This window comes from Methylobacter luteus IMV-B-3098 (assembly GCF_000427625.1).
GTDB classification, from domain to species: Bacteria; Pseudomonadota; Gammaproteobacteria; order Methylococcales; family Methylomonadaceae; genus Methylobacter; species Methylobacter luteus.
Genome location: NZ_KE386569.1, coordinates 1,705,603 through 1,720,314 on the forward strand (window position 1 = coordinate 1,705,603; position 14,712 = coordinate 1,720,314).

General features: G+C 47.0%; 11 protein-coding genes and 1 tRNA gene. 1 reads left to right on the forward strand and 11 read right to left on the reverse strand.

Features of this window, described 5'->3' with window-relative positions; genetic code table 11:
* Window positions 1-156: 156 nt before the first annotated feature.
* The 5 genes from METLU_RS0109780 to rlmE form a co-directional block, all read right to left on the reverse strand.
* A tRNA-Leu gene (locus tag METLU_RS0109780) sits at window positions 157-241 on the reverse strand.
* 40 nt (window positions 242-281) lie between these two features.
* Window positions 282-692, reverse strand: coding sequence for a preprotein translocase subunit SecG (secG, locus tag METLU_RS0109785; RefSeq protein ID WP_027158047.1), 411 nt, complete (start codon window positions 690-692; stop codon window positions 282-284).
* 320 nt (window positions 693-1,012) lie between these two features.
* Entirely contained in the window at window positions 1,013-2,353 is a 1,341-nt protein-coding gene (gene glmM / locus METLU_RS0109790; protein WP_027158048.1) for a phosphoglucosamine mutase, read from the reverse strand.
* A 177-nt stretch (window positions 2,354-2,530) separates the two neighbouring features.
* Complete coding sequence (ftsH, locus tag METLU_RS0109795) at window positions 2,531-4,450, reverse strand: ATP-dependent zinc metalloprotease FtsH (RefSeq protein ID WP_196806613.1); 1,920 nt, start codon at window positions 4,448-4,450, stop codon at window positions 2,531-2,533.
* A 175-nt stretch (window positions 4,451-4,625) separates the two neighbouring features.
* The gene (rlmE, locus tag METLU_RS0109800; RefSeq protein ID WP_027158050.1) at window positions 4,626-5,243 is read right to left on the reverse strand and encodes a 23S rRNA (uridine(2552)-2'-O)-methyltransferase RlmE; all 618 of its coding nucleotides are present in this window, start codon (window positions 5,241-5,243) and stop codon (window positions 4,626-4,628) included.
* Window positions 5,244-5,289: 46 nt separating this feature from the next.
* Between rlmE and yhbY the strand changes: the two genes are divergently transcribed.
* Window positions 5,290-5,556 carry a ribosome assembly RNA-binding protein YhbY gene (gene yhbY, locus METLU_RS0109805; RefSeq protein ID WP_027158051.1) on the forward strand — a complete coding sequence of 89 codons (267 nt, stop codon included), beginning with the start codon at window positions 5,290-5,292 and terminating at the stop codon, window positions 5,554-5,556.
* A gap of 61 nt (window positions 5,557-5,617) precedes the next feature.
* Here yhbY and greA read toward each other — a convergent pair whose 3' ends face one another.
* The 6 genes from greA to dnaK form a co-directional block, all read right to left on the reverse strand.
* Window positions 5,618-6,094 carry a transcription elongation factor GreA gene (greA, locus tag METLU_RS0109810; RefSeq protein ID WP_027158052.1) on the reverse strand — a complete coding sequence of 159 codons (477 nt, stop codon included), beginning with the start codon at window positions 6,092-6,094 and terminating at the stop codon, window positions 5,618-5,620.
* 81 nt (window positions 6,095-6,175) lie between these two features.
* The gene (gene carB / locus METLU_RS0109815) at window positions 6,176-9,394 is read right to left on the reverse strand and encodes a carbamoyl-phosphate synthase large subunit (protein WP_027158053.1); all 3,219 of its coding nucleotides are present in this window, start codon (window positions 9,392-9,394) and stop codon (window positions 6,176-6,178) included.
* Window positions 9,395-9,430: 36 nt separating this feature from the next.
* A complete protein-coding gene (gene carA, locus METLU_RS0109820; protein ID WP_027158054.1) occupies window positions 9,431-10,561 on the reverse strand; it encodes a glutamine-hydrolyzing carbamoyl-phosphate synthase small subunit in 1,131 nt (376 codons plus the stop codon).
* Window positions 10,562-10,664: 103 nt separating this feature from the next.
* The gene (gene dapB / locus METLU_RS0109825) at window positions 10,665-11,474 is read right to left on the reverse strand and encodes a 4-hydroxy-tetrahydrodipicolinate reductase (RefSeq protein WP_027158055.1); all 810 of its coding nucleotides are present in this window, start codon (window positions 11,472-11,474) and stop codon (window positions 10,665-10,667) included.
* Window positions 11,475-11,479: 5 nt separating this feature from the next.
* Window positions 11,480-12,607 carry a molecular chaperone DnaJ gene (gene dnaJ / locus METLU_RS0109830; RefSeq protein ID WP_027158056.1) on the reverse strand — a complete coding sequence of 376 codons (1,128 nt, stop codon included), beginning with the start codon at window positions 12,605-12,607 and terminating at the stop codon, window positions 11,480-11,482.
* Between the two features lie 125 nt (window positions 12,608-12,732).
* Window positions 12,733-14,664: a molecular chaperone DnaK gene (gene dnaK, locus METLU_RS0109835; RefSeq protein WP_027158057.1), complete on the reverse strand. Its 1,932-nt coding sequence runs from the start codon at window positions 14,662-14,664 to the stop codon at window positions 12,733-12,735.
* Window positions 14,665-14,712 lie beyond the last annotated feature (48 nt).

Genomic DNA, 14,712 nt, shown 5'->3' on the forward strand with positions numbered 1-14,712 from the left:
ATTTTTCATTAACTATTTTGAGTTACTGTAAAGATCTCAGTATAAATTGCCGAGCATACTGTATCGCGCATACTTCATTGGACAATAAAAAACCCGCTAAGCCTTATGATGACTTGCGGGTTTCTGTACTTGGCTGGGCTTCTTAAAACCCTGATTTGGTGCCGATGGCCGGATTTGAACCGGCACGACTTGCGTCACCACCCCCTCAAGATGGCGTGTCTACCAATTTCACCACATCGGCTAAAGAATGATTAGAATGTGTTATTAAACACTGTTTTGAACTATTTTTCCACTTTATCTTTAACCTGATCAGCAGGAGTTGGCGCTGGTGCTGCTGGTATTTTTTCTGATCCGGACTCAGGTATAGTAGGAACACTCTTCTCTATTGTTTCATCTACCTTAGGAATGCCTGACGTATCCTGCTCAACTTCAGGATTACTCATCAGATCTACAGTCTTTCCCTGTTGGCCGCTCAATACAGCAAGCCCTAAGCTAGTCGTAAAAAACAAAGTTGCCAAAATTGCTGTTGCTCGAGACAAAAATGAAGCAGCGCCCTGAGCACCAAAAACGGATCCTGAAGAACCGGAACCAAAAGCAGCACCCGCATCCGCTCCTTTACCTTGTTGCATTAATACTAATCCAACAACGCCTAAACCCAACAACACATGAACAACAATGATTACCTGATACATAAAAAAGTCTAAACTACTCTAAGTCGAATGATAAATCTGTAAAAGGATCCGCAATCCAGCGAAGCCCCACCTGTTAAACTGCTATCAATATTCTCATAACAAGCAAGTCTTTTCCCTATCCGGCTTAACACTACCTAGACACACATATTTGTATTTCGTCGGTAATAACCTCATTTTTCTAACAGTTATAGCTGTTGATCCTAGGGATTGGGTCTGCTCATCCGTTGCTGTTTCTTAAAATTCCCACAACCAGAGACTGGAGCATTCTTGCCCTCAAGCAGAAAATAAACGATGTATGATATATGCTAATAGCTTATAGTTCAAGTTCCTATTGCTCTCTTAACGTCGCCAGCTAGATTATTTGCATAATCTTTTACCAAGTCTTCACTTTCTCCCTCTACCATTACACGAATCAAGGGTTCTGTCCCCGAAGCTCTAAGCAGTACTCGGCCATTATCACCGAGTTTTTTCTCAATGGATTTTACCGCTTTTTGTATAGCTTCATCCTTAGCTGGATCTACTTTTTTACTTGTTTTGACATTAATAAGAATTTGCGGATATTTCTGCATTCCGGATTTCAATTCGTACAAATTTTTCCCACTGCTTTGCATTTCCGCCATAACTTGTAACGCCGCAATGATACCATCCCCAGTTGTGGTTCTATCCAGACAAATGATATGGCCGGAATTTTCACCGCCTAAAACACCATTATTCGCAGTCAACATTTCCATTACATATCGGTCACCTACTTTCGCCCTCATCAGGTCTATACCCAGCTTTTTCAAACCATGTTCCATGCCCAGATTTGTCATTAATGTGCCGACTACAGGACCGGATAATTGGCCTGATTTCAGTCTGGATTTAGCAATGATATAGATAAGTTCATCGCCATCGACGATTTCACCTTTATGATCCACCATTATGACCCTATCGCCATCACCATCAAATGCGATGCCTAAATCCGCCCGATACTCTAATACCGCTGCAGCCAATTTCTCTGGTCTAGTCGATCCGCATTCGTCGTTAATATTTAGCCCATCCGGCTCTGCGCCAATCGTCACGACTTCTGCGCCTACTTCACTAAACACATGCGGAGCTATATGATAAGTTGCCCCATGAGCGCAATCGATTACAATCCGCATGCCGTTAAAATCAAGCCCAGCGGGAACACTTGCCTTGCAAAATTCAATATAACGTCCAGCCGCATCGACCAACCGTTTCGCCTTGCCTAATTTTGATGACTCTACCGTAGTCATCGCCGAGTCAATGTAGTGTTCTATTTTTTTCTCTATTTCATCAGGCAATTTTGAACCCTGTACCGAGAAAAACTTCACACCGTTATCGTAATAGGGATTGTGAGACGCGCTGATAACAATACCTGCGCTCGCTCTTAAAGTACGAGTTAAGTAGGCTATACCTGGCGTAGGCATAGGCCCCAACAGTCGAGTATCGACACCCGCTGCAGTCAAACCAGCTTCCAATGCGGATTCAAACATATAGCCTGAAATACGCGTATCTTTACCAACCAAAACAAAGCCGTGCCCTTCCTTTGCAAAAACACGTCCGGTAGCCCACCCTAGTTTCAGCAAAAAATCTGCCGTGATGGGAGCCTCCCCCACTCTGCCTCTAATGCCATCGGTTCCAAAATATTTTTTTGTCATAATCCTACAAACCTCTACCTGAAAAATGTAGAAACATTAATGCTTCCATAGATCATTATGCGATAAAAACATGCTTTATTCTCGGATTCAGTTCACCTTATCGGGCTCATCGCCAATAATTACGCATAAAAAAAGGAGAGATATAAATCTCTCCTTTCATCTCAACCCAGAGAATTGTTAGATTTGCTCGGCTGCGCCTCCAATTGGCTTCTCCGTTTTTTTATCATCTGCTCCTTTGGACTCATCGGCTTTAAGATCGGCATGAGGAGGCGTATCATCCCAACCTTGAGGTTCTCTGACTGGCCTACGCGCCATCAGATCATCAATCTGATATTTATCAATAGTCTCATACTTCATTAAAGCTTCCGCCATAGCATGCAGAATATCAATGTTTTCCTTGAGAATTTTTTCTGCACGCTCATAGTTCCGGTCAATAAAAGAGCGGATCTCTTCATCAATCGTATGAGAAGTTTCTTCCGCAACCGTCTTATGCTGCGTTACCGAACGTCCCAGAAAAACTTCACCTTCTTCTTCGCTGTATGCCAGTGGGCCCAAACGTTGAGATAATCCCCATTTAGTCACCATATTTCTGGCTAATTCAGTGGCTCGCTCGATATCATTGGAAGCACCGGTACTGACCTGCTCCCAACCAAAGATCATTTCTTCGGCAATACGACCACCATATAAACTGGAGATCATGCTATCCAATTTTTGTTTGCTGGCGCTGTATTGATCTCTTTCCGGCAAGAACATGGTAATACCCAGCGCACGCCCCCTGGGCATGATACTGACCTTGTAAACAGGGTCATGCTCAGGAACAAGCTTTCCGACGATAGCATGGCCAGCCTCGTGATAGGCCGTCATCTTTTTTTCCTTCTCGCCCATAACCATGGAGCGTCTTTCAGCGCCCATGATCAACTTATCCTTGGCTTTTTCCAGATCCGCCATATTAACCAGACGTTTATTTGATCTGGCCGCAAATAAAGCCGCTTCGTTAACCAGGTTCGCCAAATCGGCTCCTGAAAAACCTGGCGTACCCTGGGCTATGTATTTAACTTCAACATCATCAGCTGTAGGCACTTTCTTCAAATGCACATTAAGAATCTGTTCCCGTCCTCTTACATCAGGCAGGCCCACCGTTATTTGACGATCAAATCTACCGGGACGTAATAAAGCCTGATCCAGTACATCGGGACGGTTTGTTGCCGCAATGACAATAATACCTTCATTACCTTCAAAACCATCCATTTCAACTAACAACTGGTTTAGTGTCTGCTCGCGTTCATCATTTCCACCACCAAGACCAGCACCTCTCTGACGACCGACTGCGTCGATCTCATCAATAAAAATAATACATGGTGCATGCTTTTTCGCTTGTTCGAACATATCCCGTACACGCGATGCACCTACACCTACGAACATTTCCACAAAATCCGAACCGGAAATAGTGAAAAACGGCACTTTGGCTTCGCCGGCAATAGCTCGGGCAAGTAGGGTTTTACCTGTTCCTGGAGGACCGATCATCAGTGCGCCGCGAGGAATTTTACCGCCCAATTTCTGATATTTTGCGGGGTCTCTGAGAAAATCAACCATCTCAACGACCTCCTCTTTAGCTTCATCACAGCCCGCCACATCGGCAAAGGTCACTTTAATCTGATCTTCCTCAAGCATACGGGCTTTACTCTTTCCAAAAGTCATCGCCCCTCGACCACCGCTTGCACCGCCTTGCATTTGCCGCATGAAGAATACCCAAACAGCAATAAGCAACAACATCGGCCCAAAAGACACCAGCAACTGCATTAGCATTGAAGGTTGCTCGGGTGGTATGGCCTTGATTTCGACGCCATTCGCTAACAAATCATCAACTAAATGAGGGTCTTCCGGCGCATATGTTTTAAACCTTTCACCACCCTGCATTTTGCCTTTGATAACGTTATCGTCAATCATGACCTGCTGAACTTGGCCCGTTTTCACCGATTCGATGAATTGTGAATACGATAGCGATGAATCGCCACGTTCACTCTGCGGACCAAAATTATTAAAGATGGACATCAACACAACAGCAATGACGACCCACAGGATTATATTTTTAATCATATCGTTCAATTTACACACCCTAGGCCCGAACGGCTCTCGGTTTAAAAAACTGACTAATTATATCAGGAATAATTTTCTGACAGCGTCTATTTATCTGGAATTCACCCATTATGAAAATTAATTTTCACCATGCCTAGTAATCTCCTTATCATCTAAATATAAGGGCTATAAACAATTATTTAAACCCTTTGGCCAAAATATAAACTTCATTACTTCTCGGTCTTGAGGCTTTTGGTTTTCTAATAACTACTTTTGAAAAAGATTTCTGCACTTCTTGGTAAAATTCTTCAAATCCTTCACCATGGAACAGTTTAACCAGAAAAGTACCACCTTTTGTTAGCACTGTTTTTGCCGTTTCCAAAGCCAGTTCTCCCAAGTAAATGGATCGTGGTTGGTCTACAGCTTTATTGCCACTCATATTCGGCGCCATATCTGACATAACCAAATTAACCTCTGCACCATCTAGAACGGCATATAACTCATCCAGAACGGCCTGTTCGCGAAAATCTCCCTGTATAAAGTCAACACCTTCAATCGGTTCCATCGGCAAAATATCCAATGCAATGATCTTATTCTTTTTCCCGATAATCTCTCGCGCAAACTGCGACCATCCACCGGGGGCCGCACCTAAATCGATAATATTCATCCCCGGCTTGATAATTTGATCTTTATCCTGAATCTCATCCAGTTTAAAAACAGCACGCGATCTATAACCTTTAACTTGAGCCATTTTGACATATTCGTCATTGAAATGTTCCTGCATCCAACGACTGCTACTTTTACTTCGTCCCATTGCTATTTTTTAGTGTAAAATTAAGTTTTTGATTTAGGAATAAAGAGTGAATTCTGCAGATAAGAAAAAACTCCGGGCTCAGGCTCACAGCTTAAAACCCGTGATCATGATCGGCCAATCCGGACTGACGGCGGCGGTCATGGCGGAGATAGAACTGGCGCTAGATAGCCACGAACTCATTAAAGTAAGAATACGTGCCGAACGGGAAGATCGCAAGCAAATTAGCGAGGAAATCTGCATGGATACGAGAGCGGCACTGATTCAAACTATTGGCCAGATTGCTGTCATTTACAGACTGAACCCTGATAAGTAACTCAAGCTCAAGGCTAAAAATTAACAGCGTCGCAGTTTATATCTTTAGCCTTGCGCCTCAATTAAATATATTTAATTGAGATAATCTCATATTCGACATTACCGCCCGGCGCCTTAACCGTAACAATATCTTCAACTTCTTTGCCGATTAACGCCCGTGCAATAGGCGATCCGATGGAGATGCGTCCTTCCTTGATATTGGCTTCATCTTCACCGACAATTTGATACGTCACTTTCTTTTCCGACTCTGTATCTTCTATTTCCACTGTCGCGCCGAAGACCACCTTTCCATTCGCATCCAGTTTAGTGACATCAATAATTTGGGCATTGGATAATTTTGCCTCAATTTCGGCAATACGCCCTTCGGCGAAGCTTTGTTGCTCACGCGCAGCATGATATTCGGCATTTTCCTTTAAATCTCCGTGCTCACGCGCAGATGCTATAGACGCAATAATGCGCGGACGAACCACCGATTTCAATTCGTCCAATTCCTCACGCAATTTTTCTGCACCCTTCACGGTAAGCGGTACTTTATTCATTCTGCTACAACTCCAAAAATATTACTCATCCATCCCTTAATATGGGAATTCAAAACCTGCCTAATGCAGATCAATTATTAATTAAGTCAGGCTTTTATGTAGATCCTGAAGACTATTGACATTGCCGGCATCCAGTTCGCCAAGCGCGTAACAGGCTGCTCTAGCTCCTGCCATAGTCGTGTAATAGGTTACACGATGCTGCAAGGCTTCTCTGCGCATGGTAAATGAATCGGAAATAGCTTTTTTACCTTCCGTTGTATTAATAATCAACTGAACCTGATCATTTTTTATCATATCGACTGTATTAGGCCGACCTTCATTGACTTTAAATACGACTTCACAAGGGATACCGGCTTCCTTAAGGAACCTTGCCGTGCCGCCGGTTGCGACAATCTCATATTTCTTCTCTACCAGCATTCTTGCAATATCAGGCAGTTTGGGTTTATCCGCATCGCGAATACTGATCAGTACTTTACCGCTATGATTCAAGTTAACGCCGGCAGCCCGCTGGGATTTGGCAAATGCTTCTCCAAACGTCTTTCCAACCCCCATCACCTCACCGGTAGATTTCATTTCAGGCCCCAGCAATGGATCTACGCCCGGAAATTTAACAAACGGGAACACGGCTTCCTTGACAGAATAATAAGTAGGAATACGTTCTTCAGTAATGCCTTGCTCCGCCAACGATTGCCCCACCATGCAACGCGCCGCGATTTTGGCCAGCGGATAACCGGTCGCTTTGGATACAAACGGCGCAGTACGCGATGCCCTTGGATTCACTTCAAGCACATAGATATCCTCTCCCTGAATCGCAAACTGAGTGTTCATCAACCCTCTTACACCCAGAGCCTCTGCCATTTTGGCGACCTGTTCGCGCAATTTGTCCTGAATCTCGGGCGCCAGATCGTATGGAGGCAATGAACACGCCGAGTCTCCCGAATGGATGCCGGCCTGTTCGATGTGTTCCATCAAGCCGCCGATCAATACACGTTCGCCATCATAAATGGCATCGACATCCATTTCGACCGCATCATCCAGAAATCGATCGAGCAATACCGGCGAGTCATTGGAAACCGTAACCGCTTCCTTCATATAGCGTTGCAGGCCTTCTTCGTTGAAAACGATTTCCATGGCGCGACCGCCCAATACATAGGAAGGTCTCACAACCAAAGGATAACCCAGTTCTTTTGCCGCATTAAGCGCCTGCTCGACAGAACGCGCTGTCGCATTGGGCGGCTGTTTTAAATCCAGCCGTTCCAACAGTTTTTGGAACCGTTCACGGTCTTCGGCCAAATCAATCGAATCGGGCGATGTACCAATGATCGGAACCCCGGCCGCTTCCAGCGCACGGGCTAATTTTAGAGGTGTCTGACCGCCATATTGAACAATGACCCCTTTGGGTTTTTCCAGTTCAACAATTTCCAGCACATCTTCCAGCGTCAACGATTCAAAGTATAATCGATCGGATGTATCGAAATCGGTGGAAACTGTCTCGGGGTTGCAATTGATCATGATCGTTTCATAACCATCTTCACGCAACGCCAATGCTGCATGCACACAGCAATAATCAAACTCGATGCCTTGTCCGATTCGGTTAGGCCCGCCGCCGAGAATAATGATTTTTTCCTTATCGGAAACACGCGCTTCGCACTCTTCTTCATAAGTTGAATACAAATAAGCCGTATCCGAGGAAAACTCAGCCGCGCAGGAATCGATGCGTTTGTAAACCGGGCGGATATTCTGTTTATGCCTGACGTTGCGCACCTCGGACTCGGTCGTATCGAGCAGTTTCGCCAGTCTTTGATCAGAAAATCCTTTACGCTTTAACCGATAAAGCTCGCCTTCTTTCAACGTCGACAAGGTTTTAGTCGACAATGACTTTTCAGTCCGCACCAGATCTTCAATTTGCGCTAAAAACCACGGATCGATCTTGGATGCCTCATGCACTTCTTCCAAAGTCATGCCGCTTCGGAAAGCGTCGGCGACATATAGCAAACGATCCGGTCCCGGATGGCGCATTTCACGTTGCATTTTTTCGCGCGCATCATCAGCGCTCAAATCGACAATTTCATCGAGACCACTGATGCCAATTTCCAGACCGCGCAAGGCTTTCTGCAGCGACTCCTGGAAAGTACGGCCAATCGCCATAACTTCCCCTACCGATTTCATTTGCGTGGTCAAGCGATCATCGGCTTGTGGAAATTTCTCGAAAGTGAAGCGCGGCACTTTGGTGACGACGTAATCGATCGTCGGTTCAAACGATGCAGGGGTTGCGCCGCCCGTGATCTCATTTTGCAACTCATCCAATGTGTAACCGACCGCCAGTTTTGCCGCGACTTTGGCAATTGGGAAGCCGGTAGCCTTGGAAGCCAGCGCGGACGAGCGCGATACGCGAGGATTCATCTCGATCACGACCATGCGTCCGTCTTCAGGGTTGATCGCCACCTGTACGTTGGAACCGCCGGTATCGACGCCGATTTCACGCAATACTGCCAACGCGACGTTACGCAAAATCTGATATTCCTTATCAGTCAGAGTTTGCGCCGGCGCCACGGTAATCGAATCACCGGTATGCACGCCCATCGGGTCAAAGTTCTCTATAGAACAGACGATGATGCAGTTGTCTTTCGAATCGCGCACGACTTCCATTTCATACTCTTTCCAGCCAAGCACCGATTCCTCGATCAGCAATTCATTAGTCGGAGACAAATCCAGGCCGCGCTCGCAGATTTCCATAAACTCTTCCTTGTTATAGGCGATGCCGCCGCCACTGCCGCCCATCGTGAACGATGGACGGATGATGGTGGGATAACCGACTTCCTGCTGAGCTGCCAAAGCTTCTTCCATTGAATGCGCGGTCTTTGAGCGGGCCACTTCGAAACCGATTTTTCTCATGGCCTGATTGAACAATTCACGGTCTTCGGCTTTATTGATCGCCTCTTTAGTCGCGCCGATCATCTCGACGCCGTATTTTTCCAGCACACCATGCGCATCCAGCGCCAGAGCGCAGTTCAATGCCGTCTGTCCACCCATCGTCGGCAAGATGGCATCGGGACGTTCTTTTTCGATAATTTTTTCTACGGTTTGCCAATCGATAGGCTCGATGTAAATGGCATCGGCCATATCCGGGTCAGTCATGATGGTGGCCGGATTCGAATTGACCAGAATGACGCGATAGCCTTCTTCCCGCAACGCTTTACAGGCTTGCGTGCCCGAATAATCAAATTCACAGGCCTGACCAATAACAATCGGGCCTGCACCCAGTAATAAAATCGATTTTATGTCGGTTCTTTTTGGCATTTCGTTGTTTTGCTTTGCTGATTATTGACTGGCTTATTACTTATTGACCTGATCCATCATCTTGATGAAATCATCAAACAATGATTGCACGTCGTGAGGACCCGGACTTGCTTCAGGATGCCCCTGAAAGCTCATGGCCGGGCAATCGATCCGTTTGACGCCCTGTAGGCTGCCGTCAAATAAAGAATGATAGGTGGCGACTAAATTGGCAGGAAGAGACCCTTCATTAACCGCGAATCCGTGATTCTGACTACTGATCATCACGCGGCCTGTGGATTTTTCCTGTACAGGATGGTTGCCGCCATGATGGCCGAACTTCATTTTTTCGGTTTTAGCCCCGCTGGCTAAAGCCAGTAACTGATGTCCAAGACAGATGCCGAATACCGGAATTTTCTTGGCTAAAAAAACTTTGATCGCCTCAATCGCATAGGTGCATGGTTCCGGATCGCCAGGACCGTTGGATAAAAACACGCCGTCAGGATTCATCGCCAGCACGGTTTCCGCCGACGTGGTCGCAGGCACAACCGTAATGCGGCAACCACGATTTGCCAATAGCCTCAGGATATTTCGTTTAACGCCGAAATCATAAGCGACAACATGCCGGGTTAGATTTTCAGCCTCTGTATGACCGTTTTGCAGATGCCAGACATTTTCAGTCCATTCGTAAGCCTCGGCAACGGTCACTTCCTTAGCCAGATCCATGCCTTGTAGCCCCGGAAAACTTTCGATTGCCGTTTTGGCTTCCTCTATATCGACAGTTTCGCCTGCCATAATGCAACCGCGCTGAGCACCTTTATCGCGCAACAGACGCGTCAACTTACGCGTATCGACATCAGCGATAGCGACAACGTTGTTATCGATCAGATATTGTTGCAAGGTTTTTTCATTGCGCCAGTTACTGGCCAGTAACGGCAGATCCCTGATCACTAAACCGCTGGCAAAAACACCGACTGACTCATCATCCTCGTCGGTTGTACCGACATTGCCGATATGCGGATAGGTTAATGTAACAATTTGCCGGGCATAAGACGGATCGCTGAGGATTTCCTGATATCCGGTCATCGAGGTATTAAAAACGACTTCTCCTACGGAACATCCATCGGAACCTATGGATACACCGTTAAACACCGTTCCATCTTCCAACACTAACAATGCAGGTTTACTCAAACACGTCACCTCAAATGTGCAAAACGGGATGACCCCCTAAGGACTCATCCCGTTATAAAAAACAAAATTCTGCTTATTTTACGAGATTATAGCGTTTTGGTCATTAACAATTTTTCAAACCCAGAACATCCTGCATGTCATAAAGACCGGTTTGTTTATCTTTCAACCAGAGTGCCGCCCTTACCGCGCCATTGGCAAAAGTCATGCGGCTTGTGGCTTTATGCGTAATTTCCACGCGCTCACCTTCGTCGGCAAACATAACCGTGTGTTCACCAACGATATCGCCGGCACGGATAGTTGAAAAGCCGATGGTTTTTCTGTCCCGCTCACCGGTATTGCCTTCACGGCCATAAATCGCACAATCTTTCAAATCCCGGCCTAACGCGGCCGCAACCACCTCCCCCATGCGCAAGGCCGTGCCTGACGGCGCATCGACCTTATGCCGGTGGTGCGCCTCAATGACTTCAATGTCAGTATAATCCCCCATCACCTTGGCGGTCATTTCCAGCAATTTGAGCGACAGATTGACGCCAACACTCATGTTGGGCGCCAGCACTATCGACACTTCTTTGGCCGCTTCTGCAATCAGGGCTTTTTGTGCATCACTGTATCCGGTCGTACCGATCACGATTTTTTTGCCGGCCTGACGACAGATATCGATGTATTCCATGGAAGCATCGGGACGAGTGAAATCGATCAGCACATCGAACTGATCAACGACAGACGCCAGATTATCAGCGATTTTAACGCCGACAGCACCGATGCCCGCCAATTCGCCCGCATCCTTGTCTATTGCAAGGCTTTCAGGGCGAGAAACCGCAACGGAGAGCTCAGCCTTGTCAGCCAATGCCGCCGCCTTGATCAGGCAAAGCCCCATCCGTCCTGTTGCGCCTATTACAGCAATACGAATCATGGTGCTTATCCTGTCAATTTATCGAAAAAACTTTTTACGCCGTCAGTCCATGAATGTTCCTGAGGACTGTGATGCTTACCGCCGCCTGACAGGGAATCACCTAACTGCTGGATCAACTCCTTCTGTTCCTTGGTCAAGTGAACCGGCGTTTCAATCTGTACCCGGCACAACAAATCACCGACCGCACCGCCGCGCACAGGCTTGACGCCTTTGCCGCGCAATCTGAACAATTTTCCGGTTTGTGTTTCGGCAGGAATTTTCAGCATCACCTTGCCATCAAGTGTCGGCACTTCTATCTCACCGCCTAAACAGGCCGTAGCAAAGCTGATCGGCACTTCGCAATAAAGATTGGCGCCATCACGCGTGAAAATCTCATGATCTTTCACCTGAATCTGCACATACAGATCGCCAGCCGGTCCGCCGCGTTCTCCGGCCTCGCCTTCTCCGGCCAGACGAATACGATCGCCGGTGTCGACGCCTGCCGGCACCTTGACGGACAAGGTTTTGGTTTCCTGAACACGGCCCTGTCCATAACATTTACCGCAAGGATCCTTAATCTGCTTGCCCGTGCCGCGACATGTCGGACAGGTCTGCTGAACAGAGAAGAACCCCTGCTGCATTCTGACCTGACCATGACCATGGCAGGTCGAGCAGATAACCGGACTGGAACCCTTTTTGGCACCTGAGCCATTACACTCACCGCAGACAACCAGCACCGGCACCCGAATTTTAGCCTCGGTTCCGGCAACAGCTTCTTCCAGTGTCAATTCGAGGTTATAGCGTAAATCCGCACCACGCTGCACGGAACCGCGAGCCCTTCCGCCGCCGAAAATATCGCCGAATACATCACCGAAGATATCGCTGAAGCTCTCGGCACCGAAACCACCGCGGCCGCCCATGGACTGATCAACGCCGGCATGACCGAATTGATCATAAGCGGAGCGTTTTTTAGGATCTGATAAAACTTCGTAAGCTTCCTTAATCTGCTTGAATTTCGTTTCAGCCTCAGCCTGATTGTCTTTATTCCGATCAGGATGATACTTCATCGCCAGGCGGCGATAGCTTTTCTTAATCTCTGCATCACTGGCGTTTCTCTCTACACCGAGAAGCTTATAGAAGTCTTCTTTTGCCATGTTCCAATCGTTAGTTTCGTCTTGTTTCGTTTAAATTCATTCCCGAGGACTCACTCAGGAGATGTAAGCATGCCATAAAGTTATCAATAACCGCGCCGGTAAAGGCGCGGCATGAACCGTATATTTTACTTCTTATCGTCGTCCTTGACTTCTTCAAATTCGGCATCGACAACACCCTCATCAGCTGCATGCTGTTCAGATGCTTTCGCTCCAGCAGACTCGCCGCCTTCAGCACCTGCTTTTTGCGCATAAACGCGCTCGGCCAGCTTGCCTGACAGCTCGGTCAAGGCATTGGTTTTGGCTTCAATTTCAGACTTGTCATCTCCTTTAACAGCGTCTTTCAGAGCATTGATCGCACTTTCGATCGAGCTTCTTTCATCAGCACCGACCTGATCACCCAGCTCTTTCAATGACTTTTCCGTGGCGTGAATCATACCATCGGCATGGTTACGCGCCGCCACCAGTTCCGCCAGTTTACGGTCTTCATCAGCATGAGCCTCGGCATCTTTAATCATGCGCTGAACTTCTTCATCCGATAAACCGCTGGACGCTTTAATGACAATAGATTGTTTTTTACCGGTTGCCTTGTCTTTAGCTGACACGTTCAGAATGCCGTTGGCATCGATATCGAATGCCACTTCAATCTGCGGGATGCCGCGCGGCGCCGGCGGAATATCAGACAGATCAAAACGTCCCAGTGATTTATTGGCAGCCGCCATTTCACGCTCACCCTGCAGAACATGAACCGTTACCGCAGTCTGGTTATCATCGGCAGTAGAGAAAACCTGTGAAGCATTGGTTGGGATTGTGGTATTTTTTTCGATCAGTTTGGTCATGACACCACCCATGGTCTCGATGCCCAGCGATAATGGAATAACGTCCAGCAACAGTACGTCCTTAACTTCACCGCCTAAAACACCGGCCTGAATCGCCGCCCCCAAAGCTACCGCTTCGTCCGGGTTAACGTCTTTACGCGGCTCTCTGCCGAAAATGGTTTTTACCATTTCCTGTACTTTCGGCATACGGGTTTGACCGCCCACCAGGATCACGTCGTCAATTTCGGATGCTGACAATCCAGCATCTTTAAGCGCCATTTCGCAGGGGCCTTTCGTGCGATTAATCAACTCTTCAACCAAAGATTCCAGTTTAGCCCGAGTCAATTTGACATTTAAATGCTTAGGGCCCGATGCATCAGCAGTAATATAAGGCAGGTTAACATCGGTTTGCTGGCTTGAAGACAATTCAATCTTGGCTTTTTCCGCCGCTTCTTTTAGACGTTGCAGCGCCAACGGATCATTATGCAGGTCAACGCCGCTTTCTTTTTTGAATTCTGCCGCCAGATATTCAATGACTCTCAAGTCGAAATCTTCGCCACCAAGGAAAGTGTCGCCGTTAGTCGACAATACTTCAAACTGATGCTCGCCTTCTATCTCGGCAATTTCGATAATGGAAATATCAAACGTACCGCCACCCAGATCATATACGGCAATTTTGGTATCGCCTTTAGGCTTATCCATACCGAAAGCCAGTGCCGAGGCCGTTGGCTCATTGATGATCCGCTTTACGTCTAATCCGGCAATACGACCGGCATCTTTAGTAGCCTGACGTTGTGAATCATTAAAGTAAGCAGGCACCGTGATAACGGCTTCCGTGACTTCTTCGCCCAGATAAGCCTCGGCGTCTTTTTTCAGTTTCATCAACACACGCGCTGAAACTTCAGGCGCCGCCATTTTTTTGCCATGCACTTCAACCCAGGCGTCGCCATTTTCAGCTTCGACAATTTTATAAGGCACCATTTTGATGTCTTTTTGCACAACATCGTCTTTAAAACGACGCCCGATCAAACGCTTGATGGCAAATAGCGTATTTTTAGGATTGGTTACGGCCTGACGTTTAGCCGATTGACCTACCAATACTTCATCGTCACTGGTAAAAGCGATAATTGACGGCGTCGTACGGGCGCCTTCGCTATTCTCGATCACTCTCGCTACGCCATTTTCTAAAACCGCAACGCAAGAGTTTGTAGTTCCTAAATCTATTCCAATAATTTTAGCCATTGAAGTCTCCAGACTTGAATATGTAAATGTTAAAAGTTGTTCTTAATA

What these genes read in the sequence shown, in the direction of transcription:
- carB (WP_027158053.1), bottom strand. Translation starts at nt 9,394, where the DNA reads ATGCCAAAAAGAACCGACATAAAATCGATTTTATTACTGGGTGCAGGC.
- dapB (WP_027158055.1), bottom strand. Translation starts at nt 11,474, where the DNA reads ATGATTCGTATTGCTGTAATAGGCGCAACAGGACGGATGGGGCTTTGC.
- glmM (WP_027158048.1), bottom strand. Translation starts at nt 2,353, where the DNA reads ATGACAAAAAAATATTTTGGAACCGATGGCATTAGAGGCAGAGTGGGG.
- rlmE (WP_027158050.1), bottom strand. Translation starts at nt 5,243, where the DNA reads ATGGGACGAAGTAAAAGTAGCAGTCGTTGGATGCAGGAACATTTCAAT.
- dnaJ (WP_027158056.1), bottom strand. Translation starts at nt 12,607, where the DNA reads ATGGCAAAAGAAGACTTCTATAAGCTTCTCGGTGTAGAGAGAAACGCC.
- secG (WP_027158047.1), bottom strand. Translation starts at nt 692, where the DNA reads ATGTATCAGGTAATCATTGTTGTTCATGTGTTGTTGGGTTTAGGCGTT.
- dnaK (WP_027158057.1), bottom strand. Translation starts at nt 14,664, where the DNA reads ATGGCTAAAATTATTGGAATAGATTTAGGAACTACAAACTCTTGCGTT.
- ftsH (WP_196806613.1), bottom strand. Translation starts at nt 4,450, where the DNA reads ATGATTAAAAATATAATCCTGTGGGTCGTCATTGCTGTTGTGTTGATG.
- greA (WP_027158052.1), bottom strand. Translation starts at nt 6,094, where the DNA reads ATGAATAAAGTACCGCTTACCGTGAAGGGTGCAGAAAAATTGCGTGAG.